Raw genomic sequence first — 21,519 nt, 5'->3', positions numbered from 1 at the left:
TTGAGCCCTTCAACAAACTGGGCATGATGGCGGCGGAGTCAACGGGGGATCACGGGTGCTGGGTTTCACCAATCTCGACTACGCGGCGCTGGCTTTCTTCCTGATTGCCTGGGTCGGCTACCACGCCGCTCTCGAGCTCACGCCCGCCGGGCAGAAGAGCCTCAACAAGGTCATGAACCAGTACCGCTACCAATGGATGGAGCAGATGGTGGTGCGCGAGAACCGCATCGTCGACACCACAATCCTCGCTTCGCTCATGAACGGCACGGCGTTCTTCGCCTCGACGTCGCTCATTGCCATCGGCGGCGTGCTGGCGCTCCTGCGGTCAACAGATTCGGTTCTACCGCTCTTCGCCGACCTGCCCTTCGGCGAACCGCCGACGCGGATCGCCTGGGACGTGAAGGTCGGCGGCCTTGCCGTGATCTTCGTCTATGCCTTCTTCAAGTTCGCCTGGTCGTACCGGCTCTTCAACTACATGGCGATCATCGTCGGGGCCGTTCCCGTGCTGACAAATGGGAACCGTGAAGAGGCGCTCGCCGTCGCGCGCCAGGCGGGTGCCATGAACGCGGTTGCCGGCAAGCACTTCAACCGCGGGCAGCGGGCTTTCTTTTTCTCGCTCGCCTATCTCGGATGGTTCGTGAGCGGCTACCTGTTCATGGCCGCGACCGCCGGTGTGCTGATCGTCATGTGGCGGCGCCAGTTCCTGTCGGATGCTCTCGACTCAGCCATGAGGCAGTCCAATGTCTAAAACCACAATGCCTGAAGAGCTGGAGGCCACCATGCTCGCCCTCCTGGAGGAGCGAGGACCTGGCAAGACCATCGGACCCGCCGATGTGGCGCAAGTGCTTGGCGGCAACCAGCCGGACGGATGGGGGCCGCTCATGCAGCCTGTTCGCAAAATGGCTGTGCGCCTCATGAAGGAGGGGCGCATCGTCATCCTGCGCAAAGGACGACTGGTCGATCCCGACGATTTCCGCGGCACCTACCGGCTGGCGCTGCCGCCAGCGGAATCCTGAGGTCCGGGGAACAGCCGCGCCGTGCGCCCGGACGCGTAATAGGCGATCAGACCCGCCCATTCCTTAGTGCCGATGTCGAGACGCCTCAGGCCCTCCGAGATGAACGCGAAGGGAAGGTGGGCTCTCGCTCCTCCGGCCGTGCGGAAATCCACCGGGTAGGGCGTGACGGGAAACGCAACCTTCTCGAACACGCCGACGGCTCGCGGCATGTGCCAGGCCGATGTCACCAGAAGCCAGCGCTCGCCCTCGCGGGGTTGTGCGAGTTCCTTCGAATAGACGGCATTTTCGGCTGTCGTTCGCGAGCGGTCTTCGACCAGAATGCGGGCTGGATCGATGCCGATGCTCCTGAAGTAGTCCGCGACGATCGGGGCCTCGGCGGCGCCGTCTCCGAAGACCGTGCCGCCGCCGCCCGCGATCAGGATGCGGGCGGCGGGATAGCGATGGGCAAGCCGGATGGTGTCGAGGACGCGCTCGGCCGCTTCATTGGCCACGATGCTGCCCCGCGACTTTGAGTCGGATGCCTCGACCGAGCCGCCAAGCAGGATGATGCCGTCCACCGGCCTGCCGTCATCCTGGAAAACGGGGAAGCGTTCCTCCAGAGGCAGCAGGACGTAGCTGGCGATGGGTAGGAGGCCCAGGGCGATGGTCGCCAGCGTGAAGACCAGACTGAACCCGATGCCGAGGCGGCGCAGGCGTTTGAACAGACTAAGAGCCAACCCCAAGAGGATCAGGCTGAGCAGCAGATTGGATGGCGTGGTGAAGAACCACGCGATTTTCGAGACGTAATAGAACACCCGCCATCCTTACTCAGGAAAGTCTTACGACTTGTTCAACTCGGCCTCGTAGCGGGCCTTGGTCTCGGCATTGGGCGGATACAGGCCGGGCAAGGGAATGCCTCGCTCCACCTCGCGCATGACCCACATCTCGTAGTGTTCCTGCGCCACCGCAGCCTTGGCGACCTCATCGACCATGGCAGCCGGAATGACCACGACGCCATCCCGGTCGGCGACGATCACGTCGTCCGGGAAGACGGCGACGCCACCGCAGCCGATGGGCTCCTGCCAGCCGACGAAGGTCAGGCTCGCCACGGAAGGAGGAGCGGCCACGCCCGCGCACCAGACCGGCAGGTTCGTGCCCTCGACGCCGACTGCATCGCGCACCGCGCCGTCCGTCACGAGCGCGGCGACGCCGCGCTTCTTCATGCGTGCGGTGAGGATATCGCCGAAGACACCTGCATCAATGACGCCCATGGAATCGATCACCGCGATGCAATCCTCCGGCATGTCCTCAATGGCCGCCCGGGTGGAGATCGGGGAGGCCCAGGATTCCGGCGTCGCCAGATCCTCGCGGGCGGGCACGAAGCGCAAGGTGAAGGCACGGCCTACCATCTTCTCCGATGCGTTGAAGGCCGGCATCGGGCCCTTCATCCAGCACCGGCGGATGCCCTTCTTGAGCAGCACGGTGGTCAGCGTCGCGGTGGAGGCGGCCCGCAGGGCGTCGGCGATGGCTTTGTCGAGGGTCATGGATTCTTCCCTGATGTGGATCAGGCTTTCATAGCGGTCGCGAGCCTGGAGCGCCACCGCAACGAGAGCCTCCCGGCCGCATTCCTGCCGTGCGTCAATCGCGGTCCGGCGCGCCGAGCGGGAAGTATGGACGGTAGGGTCGGGCCTCGTCGACTGCCCGTGCGAAGGAGGGCCGGGCCAGGAGCATCCGGCGGTAGTCCCGGGTGCGCGAAAACTTCTCGCTGATCGGGTGCGCCCAGTCTGCATAGAAAAGGGATGGTGCGGCAGCACAGTCGGCGAGGCTGAAGGTGGCGCCGACGGCCCATTCACGGTTTGCCAATGTCCTGTCGAGCCAGTCATAGGCTTTGTCGAGCATGGCTCGCGCCTCGCGGACACCGTAAGGATCGCGATCCTCCTCCGGGCGAATACGGTCGGCGACGATCTTCTGCATCGGCGTCATGACATAGTTGTCGAAGAAGCGATCCATCAGCCGGACCTCGAGAGCGGCCCCTGAATTCTCGGGGATCAGTCGTGCCGGTCCCGGATGATGGAGATCCAGATGCTCAATGATGATGCTGGCTTCCATGATGGTGCGCCCCTCGTCGACCAGCACGGGAAACTTCTTGATGGGCCAGAGCGCCTCTAACGCGACACCATTCTTCGCATCGTCGAGAGTCAGGTAGTCGAACCGCGTGCTGTTCTCATAAAGCGCGATCAGCACTTTCTGGCAGTACGAGGAGAAGGGGTGCGCGTAGAGCTTCAAGGTCATTGCCGTCTCGCGGGTATGAATCCGTTCCTGACTGTAACCGGTCTTTCAGAGACGGAAAGGTCCGTTGCGTCCTTGGCAGCCTCTCAACACAGAAACGGCCGGGATTGCGCCCGGCCGTTCTGGTGAAGGATTGATGCAACCTCGATCAGGCGGTCTTCGCGAACAGTTCGCGGCCAATCAGCATGCGGCGGATTTCGCTGGTGCCAGCGCCGATCTCGTAGAGCTTGGCATCGCGCAGCAGGCGGCCTGTCGGATAATCGTTGATGTACCCGTTGCCGCCCAAAAGCTGGATGGCGTCGAGGGCCATCTTGGTGGCGTTCTCGGCAGCATACAGGATGGCTCCGGCGGCATCCTCGCGTGTGGTCTCGCCCCGGTCGCACGCTTTGGCGACAGCATAGACGTAAGCCTTGGCCGCATTCATGGTCACGTACATGTCGGCGACCTTGCCCTGCACGAGCTGGAATTCGCCAATGGCCTGGCCGAACTGCTTGCGCTCGTGGATGTAGGGCAGCACCACGTCCATGCAGGCCTGCATGATGCCTGTGGAGCCGGCGGCCAGCACGGCGCGCTCGTAGTCGAGGCCGGACATGAGCACGTTCACGCCCCGGCCGACATGGCCGAGCACGTTCTCCTCCGGCACCTCGCAATCCTCGAACAACAGCTCGCAGGTGTCGGAGCCGCGCATGCCGAGCTTGTCGAGCTTCTGGTGGGTGGAGAAGCCCTTGAAACCCTTCTCGATCAGGAAGGCCGTCATGCCGCGTGGGCCAGCCTCCGGGTCGGTTTTGGCATAGACCACCAGCGTATCGGCGGTGGGACCGTTGGTGATCCACATCTTGTTGCCGTTGAGCACATAGCGGTCGCCGCGCTTCTCGGCGCGGGTGCGCATGGACACTACGTCGGAGCCCGAGCCCGGCTCGGACATGGCCAATGCGCCCAGGTGCTCGCCGGAGATGAGCTTCGGCAGGTAGCGGCGCTTCTGGTCTTCGTTGCCGTTGCGGCGGATCTGATTCACGCAGAGGTTCGAATGGGCGCCGTAGGAGAGGCCCACCGACGCGGAGGCGCGGGAGATCTCCTCCATGGCGATCACGTGCTCGAGATAGCCGAGGCCTGCCCCGCCGTAATCCTCTTCCACCGTGATCCCGTGGACGCCGAGCTCACCCAGCTGGGGCCAGAGGTCCCGGGGGAAAAGATTGGTGCGGTCGATCTCCTCGGCACGCGGCGCGATCTTCTCCTGGGCGAAGTTGGCGACGGTTTCACGGATGGCGTCGGCGGTCTCGCCGAGATCGAAATTGAAGCCCTTGGCGGCGTTCGGCAGCATTGATTCCTCCCCGTTCCATTCGTAACCCGGAAGGGTACCTGATGGATCGTTTTTGTCGTGGGCCATTTTGGTCAGCAATGCTGCCCTTATCAAGGCCGAGGGATCAAGAAAAGTGAGGCGGCGTCATTGCCTGACCCGAATTGATCTCACCAGACAAAGAAAAGGCTCCCGCACGGACCGTGGGGAGCCTGAACTTCGATGCGGCTGAAGGCCTACTCGTCGATGCTCGCCGTCTGCACCGCGTCCATGTCGCGGCAGATGCCTGCGGGTTTGAGGCGGCTGTGGTCGCGCGGATCGCAGGCGCTGGCAACGAACATGCGCCACTGGTTGTCCGTGCCATAGAAGGCGTTGCGGTCCACGTCGCCCTTCACGCCGGGCACGCGGCCCGTGGTGGTGAACTGCCAGAAGGTCCAGCGGCGGCTATTGTAGCGCACGTGGGGTTCGGCCGCCGTGCTGCGGATCCAGTAGGGATGGTCGTTGAACTCGCCCTCCAGGATCTCCTTATGGAAGGTGATGTCGGTGTAGATGATCGGCCGCTTGCCGGTATGGGCCTCCATCTCGCGCAGCATGAGATCGATCATGGCGAGCGCCTGCTCGCGTGGGACCTTCTTCGGGCAGTTCACCGACTGGCCGTTCCACTCCACGTCGAGCACCGGGGGGAGGGCGTCCGGATCCGCCGGCACGTTCCGCTTGAACCAGGCAGCCTGCTCGTGGGCTGGGCGGCACCAATAGACGAAGTGATAGGCGCCGCGCGGAACGCCCGCCCGCCTGGCGGCCTGCCAGTTCTCGTGAAACTTGCTGTCGATGTGGTCGCCGCCCTCGGTCGCCTTGATGAAGGCGAACTTGGTGCCGGCCTGGCGCAGGGACGCCCAGTCCACCTCGCCCTGCCATTTCGAGATGTCGACGCCGTGGATCGGCAGCCGGTGAGCGGTGGCCACACCCTCATGCGGACGGGCATCGCTCTTGGCCGGGTAGCGGCTGGACGAGGAGGGGGCGATGGCGCAGGAGGCAAGGCCAAGGGCCATAGCGGCAAGCGCGCTGAACCGGGCGATCTGAGCGAACGTCGTCAGGCCAGAGTTCTTGGAACGGCTGGGGGAGCGGCGGCGAGTCTTCATCGGTTCAACTGTATTGGACGTGAGGCGAGATCGCACCAGGGATGACGCAAGAGCGTTAACAGGCCCTTACGTGGCAGGCGCGAAACAAGCTTACAGGTTAAACCAAGCGGTTGCGATGCCTAAAAAGGCGAAGAATCCCACGATGTCCGTGATGCTGGTCACGAAGGGACCGGACGACACGGCAGGGTCCACGCCCATCCGGTTGAGGGTAAGGGGCACGAAGATGCCGCCGAGCGCCGCAAAGAACAGCACCGTGATGAGGGCAAGGCCGATCACAAGCCCGAGCTCCGGCGACTCGAACCAGAGCCCCGCCAGGACTCCCATGATGATGGCGAAGGCCATGCCGTTGAGCAGGCCGACCGCCCCCTCGCGGCGGATGATGCGCCAGGCGTTGGAGCGCCCGAGCTCACGGGTGGCAAGGGCGCGGACGGCCACCGTCATGGTCTGAGTGCCCGCATTGCCTCCCATGGAGGCCACGATAGGCATGAGGATGGCGAGCGCGACCATTTTCTCCAGCGAGTCCTCAAAGAGGCGGATGATGCTGGAGGCTATCAGCGCCGTGCACATGTTGGCGAAAAGCCATGGGAAGCGGCTCCGCTGGATGTAGAGGATCGTGTCGGAGAGCTCTTCGTCCGATTTCACGCCGCCGAGCTGCTTGATGTCGGCATCGGCCTCCTCCTCCAGCACGTCCACGATGTCGTCGACCAGGATGGTGCCCACGAGCCGGCCTCCCTCGTCCACCACGGCGGCCGAGACGAGGTTGTAGCGCTCGAACAGGCGCGCAACCTCCTCCTGGTTCTGAGTGGCCTCAATCCGGTCCGGCTCGTCGTTCATGATCTCCTGGATCGTGACCGGGCGCTTGGAGCGCAGGAGCTTGTCCAGGGGCACCGCTCCGAGCAGGTGGGCCGCGGGATCGATGACGAAGATCTCGTAGAAGGTCTCCGGCAGGTCGTCGGTCTCGCGCATGAAGTCGATCGTCTGCCCCACCGTCCAGAAGGGCGGTACGGCGATGAACTCGGTCTGCATGCGCCGGCCGGCGCTGTCTTCCGGATAGTCGAGGGAGCGTTGGAGCGCCACGCGCTCGATGGCGGGCAGCTGGTCGAGAACCTCCGCCTGTTCGTCTTCCGGCAGGCTTTCGAGAATTGTGATGGCGTCGTCGGAATCGAGGTCTCGCATGCCCTCGGCGACGGTCGAGGTTTCCAGCTCCTCGAGGATCTCCTCGCGGACGGCCTCGTCCACCTCAGTAAGCGCAGCAAAATCGAACGAGGAGCCGAGAAGCTCGATCAGGCGATAGCGGTGCTCGGGGACGAGGGCCTCGAGGAGGTCGCCCATCTCGGATTCATGGAAGTCCTCGACGAGTGTCTGCAGGCGCTCGGAATCCGAGGCTTCGATGGCGTCTGCCGCCAACGCCAGGAATTCCGGATTGAGCTCCCCTTCCTCGTCCCGGAACGCCGGGATGACTGGGTCGGACCCATCGGGGTTCGGAAGCAGCGTCTTGTCTTCGACTTCCTGCATGAGCCGTCCTCCGGAGGTGGGTTGCCGGTCTTTTAGGAGCCTGCGCCAGCCTGCGCAATGCGCCCAAAGGCTTTGTCGGAAAAACGTTTGTCGGTCGTTTCTGCCACGAGGGTCGAGCGCTTGAGACCAGGTTCCAAGCCGCCGTCCATGTTGGGCAGAAGCGGTCAACAAAAAAAGGCCCCGGTGAGGGGCCTTTTTCGTCTTCAGCACATGACATGCTGAAAGTTGGTGCGGTCAAGAGGACTCGAACCTCCACGGGTCTCCCCGCTACCACCTCAAGGTAGTGCGTCTACCAATTCCGCCATGACCGCGAACTCGGTTTCAGGAAAGGTTTTCCTGAAGAGGTGGCCGCTCTAGCAGATCGATTGGGTCGCTGCAACCCCTTCCGTGGAGCTTGAGACGATTGAACGACGCAAAGGCTAAGGCTGACGCCGAGGGGATAGGCGATAAGGCTCTAGAGCGACTATATAAGCGCAAATTCCATGGGAGCGGGATAGGGCCTGCGCCCTTTCGGGGTTCGGAGCGTCTGCCGTTCTGCATCCCGCAAAGTTCAAGGTGAATCGGTGTCGAACCTGCGAGACAGCTTGGCCGTTCGGTTTCATGCGGAGCCTAATTTCGAGCCTGTAGAATGGGCCATTACGGACGACCTTGTCGGCTACGAGGAGGCCGTGGCTTTCATGGAGGCCAGAGCTGAGGCGATTGCGGCTGGCCAAGCCCGCGAGATGGTCTGGCTGCTGGAGCATCCGCCGCTCTACACGGCCGGCACCTCGTCCAATGCCGCGGATCTCGTCGATCCCGACCGCTTTCCGGTTCATCAGACGGGCCGGGGAGGGCAGTACACCTATCACGGCCCCGGCCAGCGGGTGGCCTATGTGATGCTCGACCTCAAGCGCCGGACGCCGGACCTGCGCCGCTACGTGGCCGCCCTCGAGGCTTGGATCATTGGAACGCTGGATGCCTTCAACGTCCGCGGCGAGCGGCGGGAGGACCGGGTCGGAGTCTGGGTGCGCCGGCCCGACAAGGGCGAGACAGCCGAGGACAAGATCGCCGCCATCGGGATCCGGGTGCGCCGCTGGGCTACCTTTCACGGCATCAGCCTGAACGTGGAGCCGGATCTCTCCCATTTTTCCGGAATCGTCCCCTGCGGCGTGACCGAGCACGGGGTTACGAGCCTGGTCGACCTCGGCATTCCTGTCACCCTGCCGGAGGTCGACGCGGTGATGCGCAAGGCCTTCGAGGATATCTTCGGGCCGACCATCCGGGTGGAGACACCGTTGCTCCCGAGCCACGCCGCCTAGGATTTTGAGCTTCCATACGGCAAGGCTTCTCCCCAACGCGGCTTCATGCTCTAAGCTGGGGCAAACGGCTGATCATTGGCGGAACCTTCATGCAACGTGCCCTCCTTGCCTCCCTCATCGCCCTGGCCGCTTCGGCCTGCGCCTATCGGCCTGAGCCGACGGAACTCGTGAAGATCGTCGATTCGCCGTCGGACGTGCGTGCCTGCACGCGGCTTGGCGAGGTGAGCCCGGTCACCCCGACGACGCCCGGAACCCACACGCAGGTCAATGTCGGCTTCGGCGTGACGCTCGGCAAATCCACCTTCGGCCGTGCCACCGACGACATGCTGGAGGCAGCGGTCGCCCTCGGCGGCACCCATCTCTACCTGCAGCAGGTCTCCCAGGATTGGTCGCTCGTGCGCGGCATCGCCTATCGCTGCGGGCCGGGCGTTGTCCGTCAGGAGACGGCCATTCGGGCCAAGGGCTGACGAGCCGCCTCGAAAAGCCAGTTGCGCGGGATCCCCGGTTCTAGCTACTGAGCATCAGGCTCTCCGGCTTCAGGCCGAGAAGGAGCCAAGGCTCAAGAACCAGGGAGACTGACGCCGTGCCCGTCATCGCCACCTCTGCCGACCTGACCTCGGACGCCGCGCGCGCGAACCGCGCCGCCTGGGCCGAGCTTGCCCTGGATCTCCAGGCCAGGCGACAGGCTGTGTCGGAAGGCGGACCCGCCAAGGCGCGCGAGCGGCACCTCGCCCGCGGCAAGCTGCTGCCGCGCGAGCGGGTGATGCGCCTGCTGGATCCCGGCGCGCCCTTCCTGGAGCTTGGGAGCCTTGCCGCCCACGGCATGTACGACGACGCGATCCACGGGGCGGGCATCATCACCGGCATCGGCCGGGTCGAAGGCCGCGAGGTCATGATCGTCTGCAACGATTCGACCATCAAGGGCGGCACCTACTATCCGATGACGGTGAAGAAACATCTGCGCGCCCAGGAAGTGGCGCGCGAGAACCGTCTGCCCTGCATCTATCTGGTCGATTCCGGTGGCGCGAACCTGCCGCACCAGACGGAGGTGTTCCCGGACCGCGAGCATTTCGGCCGCATCTTCTACAATCAGGCGACCCTGTCGTCGCTTGGCATTCCGCAGATCGCCTGCGTCATGGGCTCCTGCACGGCGGGCGGCGCCTATGTGCCGGCCATGTCGGACGAGACGGTCATCGTGCGCCGCCAGGGCACCATCTTCCTCGGCGGCCCGCCCTTGGTGAAGGCGGCTACCGGCGAGGTGGTCTCGGCGGAGGATCTGGGCGGGGCCGACGTTCATGCCCGTCAGTCAGGCGTGGCCGACCACTACGCCACCGATGACGTCCATGCGCTCGCCATCGTGCGCCGCATCGTCGGTACCCTGAACACCCGCAAGAGCATCGACATCGATATCGCCGATCCGGTGGAGCCGAGATACCCTATCGATGATCTCGACGCGATCGTGCCGACCGACCTCAAGAAGCAATACGACATACGAGAGGTCATCGCCCGCCTCGTGGACGGCTCGGAGTTCGACGAGTTCAAGCGCCTCTATGGCACCACCCTGGTGACGGGCTTTGCCCGGCTCTGGGGCATGCCGGTAGGCATCATCGCCAACAACGGCATCCTGTTCTCGGAAAGCGCCCAGAAGGGTGCCCATTTCATCGAGCTGTGCTGCCAGCGGCGCATTCCGCTGCTCTTCCTGCAGAACATCTCCGGCTTCATGGTCGGCCGGCAATACGAGGCCGGCGGCATCGCCAAGGACGGCGCGAAGCTCGTCACGGCTGTGGCCTGCGCCCAGGTGCCGAAGATCACCCTGCTGGTCGGCGGTTCATTCGGGGCCGGCAATTACGGCATGTGCGGCCGCGCCTATTCACCGCGCTTCCTCTTCACTTGGCCGAACTCGCGCATCTCCGTGATGGGCGGCGAGCAGGCGGCGAGCGTTCTCGCCACCGTGCGGCGCGACAACATCGAGGCCGAGGGCAAGAACTGGAGCGCGGACGAGGAGGAGGCCTTCAAGGCCCCGATCCGCAACAGGTACGAGGAGGAGGGCTCGCCCTATCATGCCACCGCCCGCCTGTGGGACGACGGCATCATCCTGCCGTCGGAAACCCGCCGCGTGCTGGCGCTGGCCTTCTCGGCTGCCCTGAACGCTCCTGTTCCGGAAACCAAGTTCGGCGTGTTCCGGATGTAGCAGTATCTGTTCTCGGCGCCTCTGACGGCCTCGTGGAACAAGAGCGGCCCAAGGACGATTCTCGGGCATGGCCACTGAAGGGTTCGAGCGTTATCGCAGCGCGTATGCCGAGCAGGTTGCCCGGTTGGCGGATATTCGTGACAAGCGCATCGAGCAGGCCTTTGCGGCTGTTCCACGGGAGGCCTTCCTGCCTCTCCCGCCTTGGTCCGTCATCAGCATGGGCATTGCGATGCGGACTTCTGATGTTGCCGAGATCTACAACAACGTCCTCGTTGCCATTGATCGAGAGCGCGGCATCAACAACGGAGAACCAGCCCTTCATGCCGCCTGGATCGACGCGGTCCACCCTAAACCCAGCGAGAGCGTGATCCATGTGGGGGCAGGGCTGGGATACTACACCGCCATCCTGGCTCTGCTCGTTCAGCCGAGCGGGCATGTGGAAGCGTTCGAGTACGAGGCGGATCTGGCGGCCCAAGCGGCACGGAACCTGGCCTCCTATCCGGATGTTGCGGTTCATGCCGCATCGGCCTTCGGCCGCACTCTGCCGCCTGCCGACATCATTTATGTGAACGCAGGTGTCGTTGCTCCGGATGTGGAGTGGCTGCGGGCGCTCAACCCGGGAGGGCGTCTGATCTTTCCCTGGCAGCCGCATAAGGGATGGGGGCCGGCCCTGCTCGTGACCCGGCGTGCCGGCGGGTTCAGTGCGCAATCGCTCATGACGGTCGGGTTCATCTCCTGCAGCGGTACGACCGAAAAACCTTCGGTCGCGCATCTGCCGACGGAAGCCGATCTGGCGGCAATTCGCTCCGTCTGGATCAAGGGCGACCGCTCCCCCGATTCGAGTGCCTTCGCGGTCTATGACGATGTCTGGTTTTCCTCGAAGGAGGTTGGAGATTGAAGAGGAGCCGGAGGCGATTTGCTAAACTGGTAAAGCCAGAGGTCTCATGCGAAGAGCGGAATCGTGTCCCAGAATTGTTGCGGCCAAGCAACACCCTCAAACCTTCAATATCTTGCCTCTGTTAGCCCGAGCTCCGCCGCGATCCCGCCATAAACGGCGAGCTATTCCTTATGCTGGCTAAAGTGCTTCAAAACCAAAGCCTTACAGAACGAAGCCTAGGGCAGAATTCGGGTTAAGGCTGTTCAGTCGATCCTTCCTAAGGGTCATTGCACGGGTGGCGCTGCACATGGCAGATCACGGGAATTCCAACGCTTGGATCTCCTCGTGGGAACCAGGTGAAAACGAGTGCGGATTATGGATGCGCGCCTGATCGACAAGTCGAAGCTGCCGAGCCGTCATGTGACGGTGGGGCCCGCTCGCGCGCCGCATCGGTCCTACCTTTACGCCATGGGCCTGACCCAGGAGCAGATCGCCCAGCCGCTCGTCGGCGTCGCCACCTGCTGGAACGAAGCTGCGCCTTGCAACATCTCCCTCATGCGCCAGGCCCAGGCGGTGAAGAAGGGCGTGGCGGCGGCCAGCGGCACCCCGCGCGAGTTCTGCACCATCACGGTCACCGACGGCATCGCCATGGGCCACCAGGGCATGAAGGCGTCGCTCCCGTCCCGCGAGGTCATCGCGGATTCGGTCGAGCTGACCATCCGCGGCCATTCCTACGATGCGCTCGTCGGTATGGCCGGCTGCGACAAGTCTTTGCCCGGCATGATGATGGCGATGGTGCGCCTCAATGTACCGTCGATCTTCATCTATGGCGGCTCGATCCTGCCCGGCTCCTTCCGCGGCCGTCAGGTAACCGTGCAGGATCTCTTCGAGGCGGTCGGCAAGCATTCCGTCGGCGAGATGTCCGACGAGGATCTCACTGAGCTCGAGCAGGTGGCCTGTCCGTCTGCGGGGGCCTGCGGAGCGCAGTTTACCGCCAACACCATGGCGACGGTCTCCGAGGCCATCGGCCTTGCCCTGCCGTATTCGGCCGGCGCTCCGGCGCCTTACGAGATTCGCGACCGGTTCTGTTCTGCTGCCGGCGAGCAGATCATGGACCTGATCGCGAAAAACATCCGCCCGCGCGATATCGTGACCCTCAAGTCCCTGGAGAACGCTGCAACCGTCGTGGCGGCCTCCGGCGGCTCGACCAATGCGGCCCTGCACCTGCCGGCCATCGCCCACGAGGCGGGCATCAAGTTCGACCTGTTCGACGTGGCCGAGATCTTCAAGCGCACACCCTATATCGCGGACCTGAAGCCCGGCGGGCGCTATGTGGCCAAGGACCTGTTCGAGGTCGGCGGCATCCCGCTGCTCATGAAGACGCTCCTCGACCACGGCTTCATGCATGGCGACTGCATGACGGTGACCGGCCGCACCATGGCCGAGAACCTCGCTCCCGTGAAATGGAACGAGGATCAGGACGTGGTCTATCCGGCCGACAAGCCGATCACCGTGACCGGCGGCGTCGTGGGGTTGAAGGGCAACCTCGCGCCTGAAGGCGCCATCGTGAAGGTGGCCGGCATGGCCACCGACAACCAGGTGTTCCGCGGCCCGGCTCGCTGTTTCGACGGCGAGGAGGCCTGCTTCGAGGCCGTATCCAAGCGCGATTACAAGGAAGGTGAGGTTCTCGTGATCCGCTACGAGGGGCCGCGCGGCGGTCCCGGCATGCGCGAGATGCTCTCCACAACGGCGGCGCTCTACGGGCAGGGTATGGGCGACAAGGTGGCGCTCATCACCGACGGGCGCTTCTCGGGGGCGACCCGCGGCTTCTGCATCGGCCATGTGGGGCCTGAGGCAGCTGTCGGCGGGCCGATCGGGCTGCTCAAGGACGGCGACATCATCGCGATCGATGCCATCAACGGCACCATCGACGTGGAACTCTCAGGCGAGGAACTCGCCCGGCGCCGGACCGAGTGGACGCCGCGCGAGACGAGCGCCACCTCGGGCTATCTCTGGAAATACGCACAAACCGTTGGTCCCGCACGTGATGGGGCTATCACCCATCCGGGCGGAGCCGCAGAAAAAGAAACCTATGCGGACGTCTAATCTCATCCTGGCCACATTGGGGGTGGCTTTCCTCGGTGCCGGGGCCTCGTACGCGCTCGATGCCGCGCCGCGTCCGCAGCCGCTGACGCCTGCTCTGTCACCCGCCTTGGCGCCTGCCACCAAATACGGCTCGGCGCGCGATGCCCTGCGCAGTGGCATGCGTACCTACAATGCCGGCGACAAGATCGGGGCCGTCCACGCGCTCGAATACGCGGCCGGCCAAGGACACTCGCTGGCCCTGTGGAAGCTCGGACGCATGTATGCCGATGGCGACGGCGTCGAGCACGACGACCTGAAGGCCTTCGAGTATTTCTCCAAGCTCGCCGACCAGCATGCGGACGAGAGCCCGGATTCGCCGAATGCTGGCGCTGTCTCCAGCGCCTTCGTGGCGCTCGGCGGCTACTTCCTGGACGGCATCCAAGGCACCTATGTGGCGTCCAATCCGGCGCGCGCCGTCGAGATGTTCAGCTATGCGGCGTCCTATTTCAGCGACTCCAACGCGCAGTACAACCTGGCACGCCTCTACCTTGAGGGCACCGGCGTCCGGAAGGATGCCCGCCATGCGGCCCGCTGGTTCAACCTGGCGGCCGAGAAGGGCCACACCGCCTCCCAGGCGCTCCTGGGTCATCTCCTGCTGACCGGGCAGGGCGTTCCGCGCCAGCGCGCTAAGGGGCTGATGTGGCTGACACTGGCCCGCGAGGCATCGACTGACGCCGCCAAGGATCAGTGGATCGTGGACCTCTACCAGGATGCTTTCACGTCGGCGGACGACAGCGACCGCAAGCTCGCGCTCGCTCTGCTCGAGCAATATATCCAGGCGCGCCGCTAAGCCCGGCAGTCAACAACTCCACCGTCATGGCCGGGCTTGTCCCGGCCATCTCGATTCTGTGAGGCTCAGTGCCTCAACCAATCGAGATCACCGGCACAAGGCCGGTGATGACGAAGAGATTTTCGACGATCAATCGATATCGAGATCGACGATCACCGGGACGTGATCGGAGGGCTTGTCCCATCCGCGCACTTCCTTGCGGATCGAGGTTGTCTTCAGCCGGTCCTGCGCCTGGCCTGAGAGCAGCAGGTGGTCGATGCGGATGCCGTTGTTCCGCTGGAACGCACCGGCCTGATAATCCCAGAACGAATAGAGCCCCGGCTGGTCGCTGCAGGCGCGCACCGCGTCGATGAACCCGAGATTGATGAGTTCCCGGAACTTCGCCCGGCTCTCTGGCTGAAATAGAGCATCCTTGGTCCAAGCCGCTGGATCGTAAGCATCCTCCGGCTCCGGGATCACATTGTAATCGCCGCAGAGAACCAAGGGCTCCTCCAGCGCCAGCAGGCTGCGGGCATGGGTGCGCAGACGGTCCATCCAGGCGAGCTTGTAGTCGAATTTGGGCGTCCCGATAGGATTGCCGTTCGGCAGGTAGATGGAGGCGACTCGCAGAGCCCCCGTGGAGGTGGAGATCACGCCTTCCAGGTAACGGGCCTGCTCGTCACTCTCGTCGCCCGGCAGGCCGCGGCGCACGTCCTCAAGGGGGCGCTTGGACAGGATCGCAACGCCGTTATAGGCCTTCTGGCCATGGGTAACGACGTTGTAGCCCAGAGCCTCAACCTCGGAGCGGGGAAAGGCCTCGTCCACGCATTTCAGCTCCTGCAAGCAGACGACATCCGGGTCGGCGCTCTTCACGAAGGTGGCGAGGTGATCCAGCCGCTGCTTGATGGAGTTCACATTCCACGTCGCAATCCGCATCCCGCCTCTCCCATTTTCCTGTCGCATGTGCTTCATCGGATTTTCGTCCTGAACTGGCAAGCTGGAACTTCGCCATCATCCCCACGAGGGCTGCTATCGTTCACTTGGTCTACAAAAGGCCCATCCATGACCCAGGTTGAGATCCACGGCTATGCCATCGTGTCCGACAACGACTGCATCGCCGATGCATCGGGCCGCACGCCCGAGATGCTGCGCAACGAGGCGGACTGGGTTTACTTCCAGGCAGAGCTCAACAAGTCCGCCGTGACCGTGCTCGGGCGTCTCGGGCATGAGGCTAATCCGAACCCCAAAAACCGCCTGCGGATCATTCTGTCCTCGTCATCTTCTGGCCTCGAGCAGCGTGCCGACGGATGGTGGTGGAATCCCGAAGAATTGCCATGGGACGAGGCCATCCGCACTGTCCTGCCGGAGGGCGGCCCTGTTGCTGTGCCCGGTGGGCGCCGGGTCTTCGATCTCTTTCTCGCGATTGGGTACGACGCATTCCACCTGACGCGCGCGGAAGGCACTCATGTGCCGGACGGTGTTCCGGTCTTTTCAGGGTGCCAGGCCGGTAGAAGCGCCGAGGCCATCCTGTCGGAGCGGGGATTGAAACCGGGGGAGCACCAGGTCCTGGATCCGGCGGGCAGGGTCAGTCTGGCGATTTGGCGGAGGTCGGCCGGAAACTACTGACTCTGCCTGGAGTTGACGCTCCATAGCACCTCGAAAGGAGGCGCCTATGCGTCATCTCGCTATTTCGACCGCCCTGATCGTAGGCTGCCTGATCACAGGAGCCGCATGGGCGCAAGGATCCTCCGGTGGCTCCAGCAGCGGCGGAAGTGCCGGCGGTTCCTCCTCCACAGCGTCACCCTCAAATGGCTCATCCTCAGGGACAGCCGCACAGCCAAGCAGCCCGACTCTTCGGCCTCCGGGGCAGGTTGCTCCCGGAAACACGGGCCAAGCTGGCAATACGGGTGTCAGGGGAACGCCTGACGCCCTGACGGGAGCCACAACGAACCAAGGCAGCAACGCAACAGGCAGTGCGACTACGGGCAACTCCGGATCTCCTCCCGGCAGCGAAGCGAGCACGGGTGGGGCAGCCACCAGCGCCAACCGCTCCTCGACTGACCCGGACACCACCGGAGGCGTTGGAGGCGTCAACCGGCTTCAGCCAGGAGAGCGCTCGGCGGTCGGGCCCTCTCCCCGGGAAGAGGAACTGTTCCGCCAAGGGGAGCAACTGGAGCAGAAAGCCCGGGAAGGCGTCTGCTCCACCTGCTGATTGTCACGCCGCCTCGTTCAGAGCGGGATAGTCCGTGTAGCCCTCCGTGTCGCCGCCATAGAAGGTGGCGCGGTCCGGCTGGTTGAGCGGGGCGTTGAGGCGGAAGCGCTCGACGAGATCCGGGTTGGCGATGAAGAGGCGCCCGAAGGCCACGAGGTCGGCCCGTCCGCTCGTGATCGCTTCGGCCGCCATCTCACGGTCATAGCCGTTGTTGGCGATGTAGGCGCCGCGGAACGAGCGGCGCAGGCTCGTGTAGTCGACATCGACTGCGTTCCGGTCACCCTGCGTGGCGCCCTCGATCATATGGATATAGGCGAGTCCGAGCTTGTCGAGCCCTTCGACGACATGGCTGAACAGAGCCTGCGGGTTGGAATCCGCCGCGTCGTTGACCTTGGCCGGTGAGAGGCGGATGCCGACGTGTCCCTTGTCCCAGACCTTCAGCACGGCTTCGGCCGCCTCAATCGTGAGGCGGGCACGATTCTCGATGGATCCGCCATAGGCATCCGTGCGGTGGTTGGAGCCGTCCTTCATAAACTGGTCGAGCAGGTAGCCGTTCGCTGCGTGAATCTCGACACCGTCGAAGCCAGCCTCCTTGGCGTTGCGGGCGGCATTTTCATAGTCGCGCAGGATGCCGGGGATCTCTGAGAGGTCGAGGGCACGGGGCTCGGAGACATCCACGAAGCCATTCTCAACGAAGGTCTTGGTTTGAGCCCGCAGCGCCGAGGGCGCCACCGGCGCAGCGCCACCTGGGAGGAGCGAAGAGTGAGACACACGGCCCACGTGCCAGAGCTGGATGAAGATGCGCCCGCCAGCTTTATGGACTGCATCCGTCACCTTGCGCCAATGTGCGACCTGCTCGGGGGTGTGGATGCCGGGCGTGCGCAGATAACCCTGGCCCTGATGCGAAATCTGCGAACCCTCCGAGATCAGGAGGCCCGCGCTTGCACGCTGGGTGTAGTAGGTGGCGGTAATGTCACGCGCAACATCACCCTCCGCAGCCCGGTTGCGGGTGAGGGGAGCCATGACCAAGCGGTTCGGCAGGGTCAAGCTGCCCAAAGTGAAGGGCTGGAACAATGCATGGGCGTCGGCGCTCATTGAAAACCTCGATCTATCCTGTGGAATCTCATGAAGCACAGGTCGTCACGAGATAAGCGATCATCCATCCGTTGCAACGGAAGGCTGCCATGCAAAAAGCGAAGGTGTCGGGGAAGAGCATCGGGCCAACAGATGCGCTTCCCCTCATGGGTCAGGCACTAGCGGCGTCGAGCTGCGCAACGTCGTCCGAATGGAGGCTTAGCCTCGTGGCTTTCACGATATCGTGCAGTTGCTCCACGCTTGTGGCGCTGGCGATGGGAGCGGTGAGCCCAGGGCGGGCCATCAGCCAGGCAAGAGCGATCTGCGCCGGCGTGGCATCCTTGCGCGCGGCGACATCGTCCAGGGCCGACAGAATGCGCTTGCCCCTGTCATTGAGATAGGCCGCCATGCGTCCGCCGCGCACGCTCTTTCCGAAATCCGCCTCCGAGCGGTACTTGCCAGTCAGGAACCCGCTGGCGAGGCCATAATAGGGGATAACACCGATCTCTTCCTTCCGGCAGAGCGGCTCCAGTTCCGCCTCGTATTCCGAGCGGTCATAGAGATTGTACTTCGGCTGCAGGCTCTCGTAGCGCGGAAGGCCATGCTCGGCGCTGAGCGCCAGAGCTTCCTTCATTCGTGCTGCGGTGAAGTTGGACGATCCGATGGCCCGCACCTTCCCCTCGCGGATCAACTCCGCATAAGCCTCGAGCGTCTCCTGCTGCGGCGTATCGGGATCGTCGCGATGGGACTGATAGAGATCGATGACGTCGGTCTGAAGCCGCCGAAGGGAATCCTCGACGGCAGAGCGGATATAGCTCTTCGACAACCCCTTCCGGTCGGGCGCCATTTCGGAGCCAACCTTGGTGGCGATGATGACTTGGTCCCGGTTGCCGCGCGCCTTCATCCACTTGCCGATGATGGCTTCCGATTCGCCGCCTTTGTTGCCCGGCGCCCAGGTAGAATAGACATCCGCCGTGTCGATGAAGTTGAGGCCTGCATCCACATAGGCATCGAGAAGCCTGAAGGACGTTGCCTCGTCGGCCGTCCATCCGAAGACATTGCCGCCGAGGCAAAGCGGTGAAACCATCAAGTCCGAGCGGCCGAGTCTGCGCTTGTCCATCATCATCTCCTTAATCCGCAGCCGATGTGGAGCAGATAAGGGCACCGACAAGGCGACAAATCAAGAAGCTGCGCCTGACATGAACCTGATCTGTCGGACGCCACCAGGACTTTGGATCAGGCTGCTGCGCTCAGCGTAATGCCGCGGGCATCGGCGAAAGCCATAAGGTCGGATTCACTGGCGATGCGGTGGCGCTGGTCGATGGTCCAGCCCGCCTCGTCACGCACGACGATGTAGCCACGCGCCTGAAGACGGGACACGACCAACTGAACGCCGCTCGATTCGGTGCGTGTCACACCGCGTTCCGCGATAAAGCGCTCTATTGCGGTCTGCGCGGCCTGTGCGAGATCGACAGCGTCTGCACGGTTGGCCGGCTTTGCCTTGGCTTTCCCCTGCGCCATAACGCGCGCGGGATCGCGACGAACGGATTTCCAGCCGCCGCGGCCGGAGATCGGAGCTGCAGTCTGATCGACCTCAACTGGACGCACGGGGGCAGGGGCTTCCATGACGACAATCTTCGAAACCGGAGACGCGACTGGCTGTGGGGCAGGGCGGGATGTAGCGTTTCGTGACACGCCCTGCACGGCAGATAGGACTGCCTTCTTTTCTACAGGCTTTGACTTTTCGACCGCCACGGAGGCAGCGACCTGAGCCTTCTCACGTGAGCGCTCCTCGCGGGCCTTCTGCTCACGGACTGGGCGTGCCACCTCATCGGCTAGCCGTTTGGCTTTAGCCTCGGCCTTCCTGGTTTCAACTTCCTGACGCTTTGCATCCGCAGCAGCTTTCTTCGCTTCGATCTCGGCTTGGCCAGCCGCCGCCAGACGGCGAGTTTCCGTCTCCGTCGCGCGTTTAGCTCGGATGACGAGCCTCTGGTCGATGCGCCCCTTCTCGGCGATGGCAGCGCGAGCTGCCTTGATCATGCCAGCTTCGGATTGGGCAATCGAGCTCTTCAGGCGATCGGCCATGATGGCCGCAAGAGCCTTGATGGCGTGCTCCAGAGCTGCCTGAGGGTCGAATGCCTTATGTGTGAGGGGAGCAGTCACGATGGATGGAGTCGGATCGACAGATTGCGCAAGATTGGACTGTCGCACCAGTTCGGGTCGGGCTGAAGTCTTCCGCGATGCTGGTCCTGCCGATGAAGCCCTGGAAGCTTTCGGGCGAGCCGACTCGGCAGCGGTGATTTTCGCCAGCTTGGAGAGATCCCGCACACCGATGAGGCCGAGATCCTGCATCTTCCAGCGGATCTGGGTTACGCTTCTTCCGAGTTCAGCGGCGATCCTCTTGTCGGTCATCGGGAGATCGGCGCAGACGAGTTCGCGCAGGCGTGCGGCGCTGCCTTCGTCCCAGGACTGATGCGGCTGGACAAGCGTGCCGATCAACCGGGCTCTCGCATAGGTCGCCGGCACAGGCCGTCCCAGTTTGGCAGCGGTGACGGGAACCGGCACTTTGGCTTCGCGATCACGGCGCAGAATGTCGATTTCTTCTTCAGTCCAGACCCTGTTCATAGCAGGGCTTCTCCTTTTCTCAGCAAGCGGGGATCCGGCGAGCCTGCATCGCGGTCTAGGGGCGAATGCGGGAGGAAAGGAAGATCGCCGGATCTGGCCGGCGACGTGTCACGTCAGACCGGTATCAATGTGGGAAAGTGCGCCCGACCGGGCGTCGGTTCTGACGGGCTGACCGCCTGAGCGTCCCATGTGGGGCTTGGTTCAGGTCGCAGCTCACGGTCATGCATGAAGCAGGACCTTCCTGCGAAACACTGGCTTCGCAGGATACGTCTTTGCGGTCGCTTAAGGTCGTTTTGCTTCGACATGATGGACGTTCAAATCACAGATGATGTGTTCATGTAGTCGGCTTCGGGATAAACCTCAATGCATGAAAAGTGCCGCACGGGAAAGGCTTCACATCCGCCGGTGCGAGGTTCGCAGAATGCCTCAAAAGCTTGGATTTCAACGACGTCGTAAGGATTGCTTAACCATAAAAGCGCATTGTGAATTTCGTGGATTCCAGCGGGTTTCGCGGAAGGCCTATAGGGGAAGGCTCATGACCGATAGCGCTCTGGCACAAACAATCAAAGAAAGAATCGAAGCGGTCAAAAAGGTCGTCAATCTTCTTGCGCAGGCGGGCAGGGGAGATGATCTGCACGATCTGCGCGTGCTTCTCATCAACACGATGGGTCTGCTCAAGCGCAATCCAGGTATGGAAGCTGCCGTCGATGATCTCTATGCGGCTGCTGCGGTGCTTGTAGCGGATGCTTCGTCCGGTATCCCACCGGCGGCGAGATCGCTTCGCATTCTCCTGTCTGCGTCCGATCGTTTCTGCACGCGTCTTGCGGCGGCGGTGGAACGGATCGAACCGGAACCGGAGCCCCGTTTCAAGGGACTGGAGGCGGCCTACGCAGTTCAGTTGGAGCGGTTCTCGCTGAATGCCGACCTTGACCCTGTCGGGCAGGTTGCCTGAGTCTGCATAACCGCGCTCAGGAACTGGAGCGAGGCGAAGCCTTTCGTGCACTGTTCTTTTGTCCAAGCAAAAGCCCCCGCCGTTTATCACGTGCGGGGGCTTTTGAGTGTTTGGTTGCGGGGACAGGATTTGAACCTGTGA

The 21,519-nt window shown here is 63.4% G+C and carries 21 protein-coding genes and 1 tRNA gene; 11 read left to right on the top strand and 11 right to left on the bottom strand.

Annotated elements, in window-relative coordinates; all coding sequences use genetic code 11:
• Nucleotides 1-55: 55 nt before the first annotated feature.
• Nucleotides 56-748, top strand: a complete 693-nt coding sequence (locus VB618_RS18660; RefSeq protein WP_329798251.1) for a DUF599 domain-containing protein — start codon at nt 56-58, stop codon at nt 746-748.
• Nucleotides 741-1,016, top strand: a complete 276-nt coding sequence (locus tag VB618_RS18655; protein WP_329798250.1) for a DUF3253 domain-containing protein — start codon at nt 741-743, stop codon at nt 1,014-1,016. The genes VB618_RS18660 and VB618_RS18655 overlap by 8 nt, the downstream gene beginning before the upstream one ends.
• On the opposite strand, the gene VB618_RS18650 is transcribed toward VB618_RS18655, so the two are convergent.
• From VB618_RS18650 to VB618_RS18620, 7 genes are all read right to left on the bottom strand, one after another.
• The gene (locus VB618_RS18650; protein ID WP_329798249.1) at nt 983-1,810 is read right to left on the bottom strand and encodes a YdcF family protein; all 828 of its coding nucleotides are present in this window, start codon (nt 1,808-1,810) and stop codon (nt 983-985) included. The genes VB618_RS18655 and VB618_RS18650 overlap by 34 nt on opposite strands.
• A 24-nt stretch (nt 1,811-1,834) precedes the next feature.
• A complete protein-coding gene (locus VB618_RS18645; RefSeq protein WP_329798248.1) occupies nt 1,835-2,539 on the bottom strand; it encodes a ribonuclease activity regulator RraA in 705 nt (234 codons plus the stop codon).
• A gap of 94 nt (nt 2,540-2,633) precedes the next feature.
• Nucleotides 2,634-3,287 carry a glutathione S-transferase family protein gene (locus tag VB618_RS18640; protein WP_329798246.1) on the bottom strand — a complete coding sequence of 218 codons (654 nt, stop codon included), beginning with the start codon at nt 3,285-3,287 and terminating at the stop codon, nt 2,634-2,636.
• Between the two features lie 145 nt (nt 3,288-3,432).
• Nucleotides 3,433-4,605: an isovaleryl-CoA dehydrogenase gene (locus VB618_RS18635; protein ID WP_329798245.1), complete on the bottom strand. Its 1,173-nt coding sequence runs from the start codon at nt 4,603-4,605 to the stop codon at nt 3,433-3,435.
• 212 nt (nt 4,606-4,817) lie between these two features.
• A complete protein-coding gene (locus VB618_RS18630) occupies nt 4,818-5,720 on the bottom strand; it encodes a glycoside hydrolase family 25 protein (RefSeq protein ID WP_442931861.1) in 903 nt (300 codons plus the stop codon).
• Nucleotides 5,721-5,810: 90 nt separating this feature from the next.
• On the bottom strand, nt 5,811-7,235 hold the full coding sequence (gene mgtE / locus VB618_RS18625) for a magnesium transporter (protein WP_329798243.1): 1,425 nt from the start codon (nt 7,233-7,235) through the stop codon (nt 5,811-5,813).
• A gap of 226 nt (nt 7,236-7,461) precedes the next feature.
• Nucleotides 7,462-7,546 (bottom strand) — tRNA-Leu (locus VB618_RS18620).
• Between the two features lie 261 nt (nt 7,547-7,807).
• Between VB618_RS18620 and lipB the strand changes: the two genes are divergently transcribed.
• The 6 genes from lipB (at nt 7,808) to VB618_RS18590 (ending at nt 14,536) form a co-directional block, all read left to right on the top strand.
• On the top strand, nt 7,808-8,533 hold the full coding sequence (gene lipB, locus VB618_RS18615; protein ID WP_442931864.1) for a lipoyl(octanoyl) transferase LipB: 726 nt from the start codon (nt 7,808-7,810) through the stop codon (nt 8,531-8,533).
• Nucleotides 8,534-8,622: 89 nt separating this feature from the next.
• A complete protein-coding gene (locus VB618_RS18610) occupies nt 8,623-9,000 on the top strand; it encodes a hypothetical protein (RefSeq protein WP_329798241.1) in 378 nt (125 codons plus the stop codon).
• Between the two features lie 116 nt (nt 9,001-9,116).
• On the top strand, nt 9,117-10,724 hold the full coding sequence (locus VB618_RS18605) for a carboxyl transferase domain-containing protein (protein ID WP_329798240.1): 1,608 nt from the start codon (nt 9,117-9,119) through the stop codon (nt 10,722-10,724).
• Between the two features lie 67 nt (nt 10,725-10,791).
• Nucleotides 10,792-11,622, top strand: coding sequence for a protein-L-isoaspartate O-methyltransferase family protein (locus VB618_RS18600; RefSeq protein ID WP_329798239.1), 831 nt, complete (start codon nt 10,792-10,794; stop codon nt 11,620-11,622).
• Between the two features lie 354 nt (nt 11,623-11,976).
• Nucleotides 11,977-13,707 carry a dihydroxy-acid dehydratase gene (ilvD, locus tag VB618_RS18595; RefSeq protein ID WP_329798238.1) on the top strand — a complete coding sequence of 577 codons (1,731 nt, stop codon included), beginning with the start codon at nt 11,977-11,979 and terminating at the stop codon, nt 13,705-13,707.
• Complete coding sequence (locus VB618_RS18590; protein ID WP_329798237.1) at nt 13,694-14,536, top strand: tetratricopeptide repeat protein; 843 nt, start codon at nt 13,694-13,696, stop codon at nt 14,534-14,536. Before ilvD ends, VB618_RS18590 begins: the two co-directional genes overlap by 14 nt.
• A gap of 129 nt (nt 14,537-14,665) precedes the next feature.
• On the opposite strand, the gene xth is transcribed toward VB618_RS18590, so the two are convergent.
• Nucleotides 14,666-15,451, bottom strand: a complete 786-nt coding sequence (gene xth / locus VB618_RS18585) for an exodeoxyribonuclease III (RefSeq protein ID WP_329798236.1) — start codon at nt 15,449-15,451, stop codon at nt 14,666-14,668.
• 126 nt (nt 15,452-15,577) lie between these two features.
• Between xth and VB618_RS18580 the strand changes: the two genes are divergently transcribed.
• Together VB618_RS18580 and VB618_RS18575 are read left to right on the top strand one after the other, a co-directional pair.
• Complete coding sequence (locus VB618_RS18580) at nt 15,578-16,141, top strand: hypothetical protein (RefSeq protein ID WP_329798235.1); 564 nt, start codon at nt 15,578-15,580, stop codon at nt 16,139-16,141.
• Nucleotides 16,142-16,187: 46 nt separating this feature from the next.
• The gene (locus VB618_RS18575; protein WP_329798234.1) at nt 16,188-16,727 is read left to right on the top strand and encodes a hypothetical protein; all 540 of its coding nucleotides are present in this window, start codon (nt 16,188-16,190) and stop codon (nt 16,725-16,727) included.
• Between the two features lie 3 nt (nt 16,728-16,730).
• Here the strand turns inward: VB618_RS18575 and VB618_RS18570 are convergent, their stop codons facing one another.
• The 3 genes from VB618_RS18570 to VB618_RS18560 all read right to left on the bottom strand — a co-directional run bounded on the left by VB618_RS18570 (nt 16,731) and on the right by VB618_RS18560 (nt 20,426).
• Nucleotides 16,731-17,822 (bottom strand): alkene reductase, encoded by a 1,092-nt coding sequence (locus VB618_RS18570; RefSeq protein ID WP_329798233.1) that lies wholly within the window; start codon nt 17,820-17,822, stop codon nt 16,731-16,733.
• A 151-nt stretch (nt 17,823-17,973) separates the two neighbouring features.
• The gene (locus VB618_RS18565) at nt 17,974-18,921 is read right to left on the bottom strand and encodes an aldo/keto reductase (RefSeq protein ID WP_329798232.1); all 948 of its coding nucleotides are present in this window, start codon (nt 18,919-18,921) and stop codon (nt 17,974-17,976) included.
• A 116-nt stretch (nt 18,922-19,037) separates the two neighbouring features.
• Nucleotides 19,038-20,426: a hypothetical protein gene (locus tag VB618_RS18560; protein WP_329798231.1), complete on the bottom strand. Its 1,389-nt coding sequence runs from the start codon at nt 20,424-20,426 to the stop codon at nt 19,038-19,040.
• A gap of 535 nt (nt 20,427-20,961) precedes the next feature.
• Here VB618_RS18560 and VB618_RS18555 point away from each other — a divergent pair.
• Entirely contained in the window at nt 20,962-21,378 is a 417-nt protein-coding gene (locus tag VB618_RS18555) for a hypothetical protein (RefSeq protein ID WP_329798230.1), read from the top strand.
• Nucleotides 21,379-21,519: the final 141 nt, after the last annotated feature.

Origin of the sequence: Microvirga sp. CF3062 (assembly GCF_036314045.1) — a bacterium.
In the GTDB taxonomy this organism is placed as follows: domain Bacteria; phylum Pseudomonadota; class Alphaproteobacteria; order Rhizobiales; family Beijerinckiaceae; genus Microvirga.
This window is presented reverse-complemented; position numbering and strand designations above follow the sequence as displayed.

Excerpts from the sequence above, each read along its gene's own strand:
- VB618_RS18655 (WP_329798250.1), top strand. The coding sequence starts at position 741 with ATGTCTAAAACCACAATGCCTGAAGAGCTGGAGGCCACCATGCTCGCC.
- VB618_RS18645 (WP_329798248.1), bottom strand. The coding sequence starts at position 2,539 with ATGACCCTCGACAAAGCCATCGCCGACGCCCTGCGGGCCGCCTCCACC.
- VB618_RS18640 (WP_329798246.1), bottom strand. The coding sequence starts at position 3,287 with ATGACCTTGAAGCTCTACGCGCACCCCTTCTCCTCGTACTGCCAGAAA.
- VB618_RS18635 (WP_329798245.1), bottom strand. The coding sequence starts at position 4,605 with ATGCTGCCGAACGCCGCCAAGGGCTTCAATTTCGATCTCGGCGAGACC.
- VB618_RS18630 (WP_442931861.1), bottom strand. The coding sequence starts at position 5,720 with ATGAAGACTCGCCGCCGCTCCCCCAGCCGTTCCAAGAACTCTGGCCTG.
- mgtE (WP_329798243.1), bottom strand. The coding sequence starts at position 7,235 with ATGCAGGAAGTCGAAGACAAGACGCTGCTTCCGAACCCCGATGGGTCC.
- VB618_RS18610 (WP_329798241.1), top strand. The coding sequence starts at position 8,623 with ATGCAACGTGCCCTCCTTGCCTCCCTCATCGCCCTGGCCGCTTCGGCC.
- VB618_RS18600 (WP_329798239.1), top strand. The coding sequence starts at position 10,792 with ATGGCCACTGAAGGGTTCGAGCGTTATCGCAGCGCGTATGCCGAGCAG.
- ilvD (WP_329798238.1), top strand. The coding sequence starts at position 11,977 with ATGGATGCGCGCCTGATCGACAAGTCGAAGCTGCCGAGCCGTCATGTG.
- VB618_RS18590 (WP_329798237.1), top strand. The coding sequence starts at position 13,694 with ATGCGGACGTCTAATCTCATCCTGGCCACATTGGGGGTGGCTTTCCTC.
- xth (WP_329798236.1), bottom strand. The coding sequence starts at position 15,451 with ATGCGGATTGCGACGTGGAATGTGAACTCCATCAAGCAGCGGCTGGAT.
- VB618_RS18580 (WP_329798235.1), top strand. The coding sequence starts at position 15,578 with ATGACCCAGGTTGAGATCCACGGCTATGCCATCGTGTCCGACAACGAC.
- VB618_RS18575 (WP_329798234.1), top strand. The coding sequence starts at position 16,188 with ATGCGTCATCTCGCTATTTCGACCGCCCTGATCGTAGGCTGCCTGATC.
- VB618_RS18570 (WP_329798233.1), bottom strand. The coding sequence starts at position 17,822 with ATGAGCGCCGACGCCCATGCATTGTTCCAGCCCTTCACTTTGGGCAGC.
- VB618_RS18565 (WP_329798232.1), bottom strand. The coding sequence starts at position 18,921 with ATGGACAAGCGCAGACTCGGCCGCTCGGACTTGATGGTTTCACCGCTT.
- VB618_RS18560 (WP_329798231.1), bottom strand. The coding sequence starts at position 20,426 with ATGAACAGGGTCTGGACTGAAGAAGAAATCGACATTCTGCGCCGTGAT.
- VB618_RS18555 (WP_329798230.1), top strand. The coding sequence starts at position 20,962 with ATGACCGATAGCGCTCTGGCACAAACAATCAAAGAAAGAATCGAAGCG.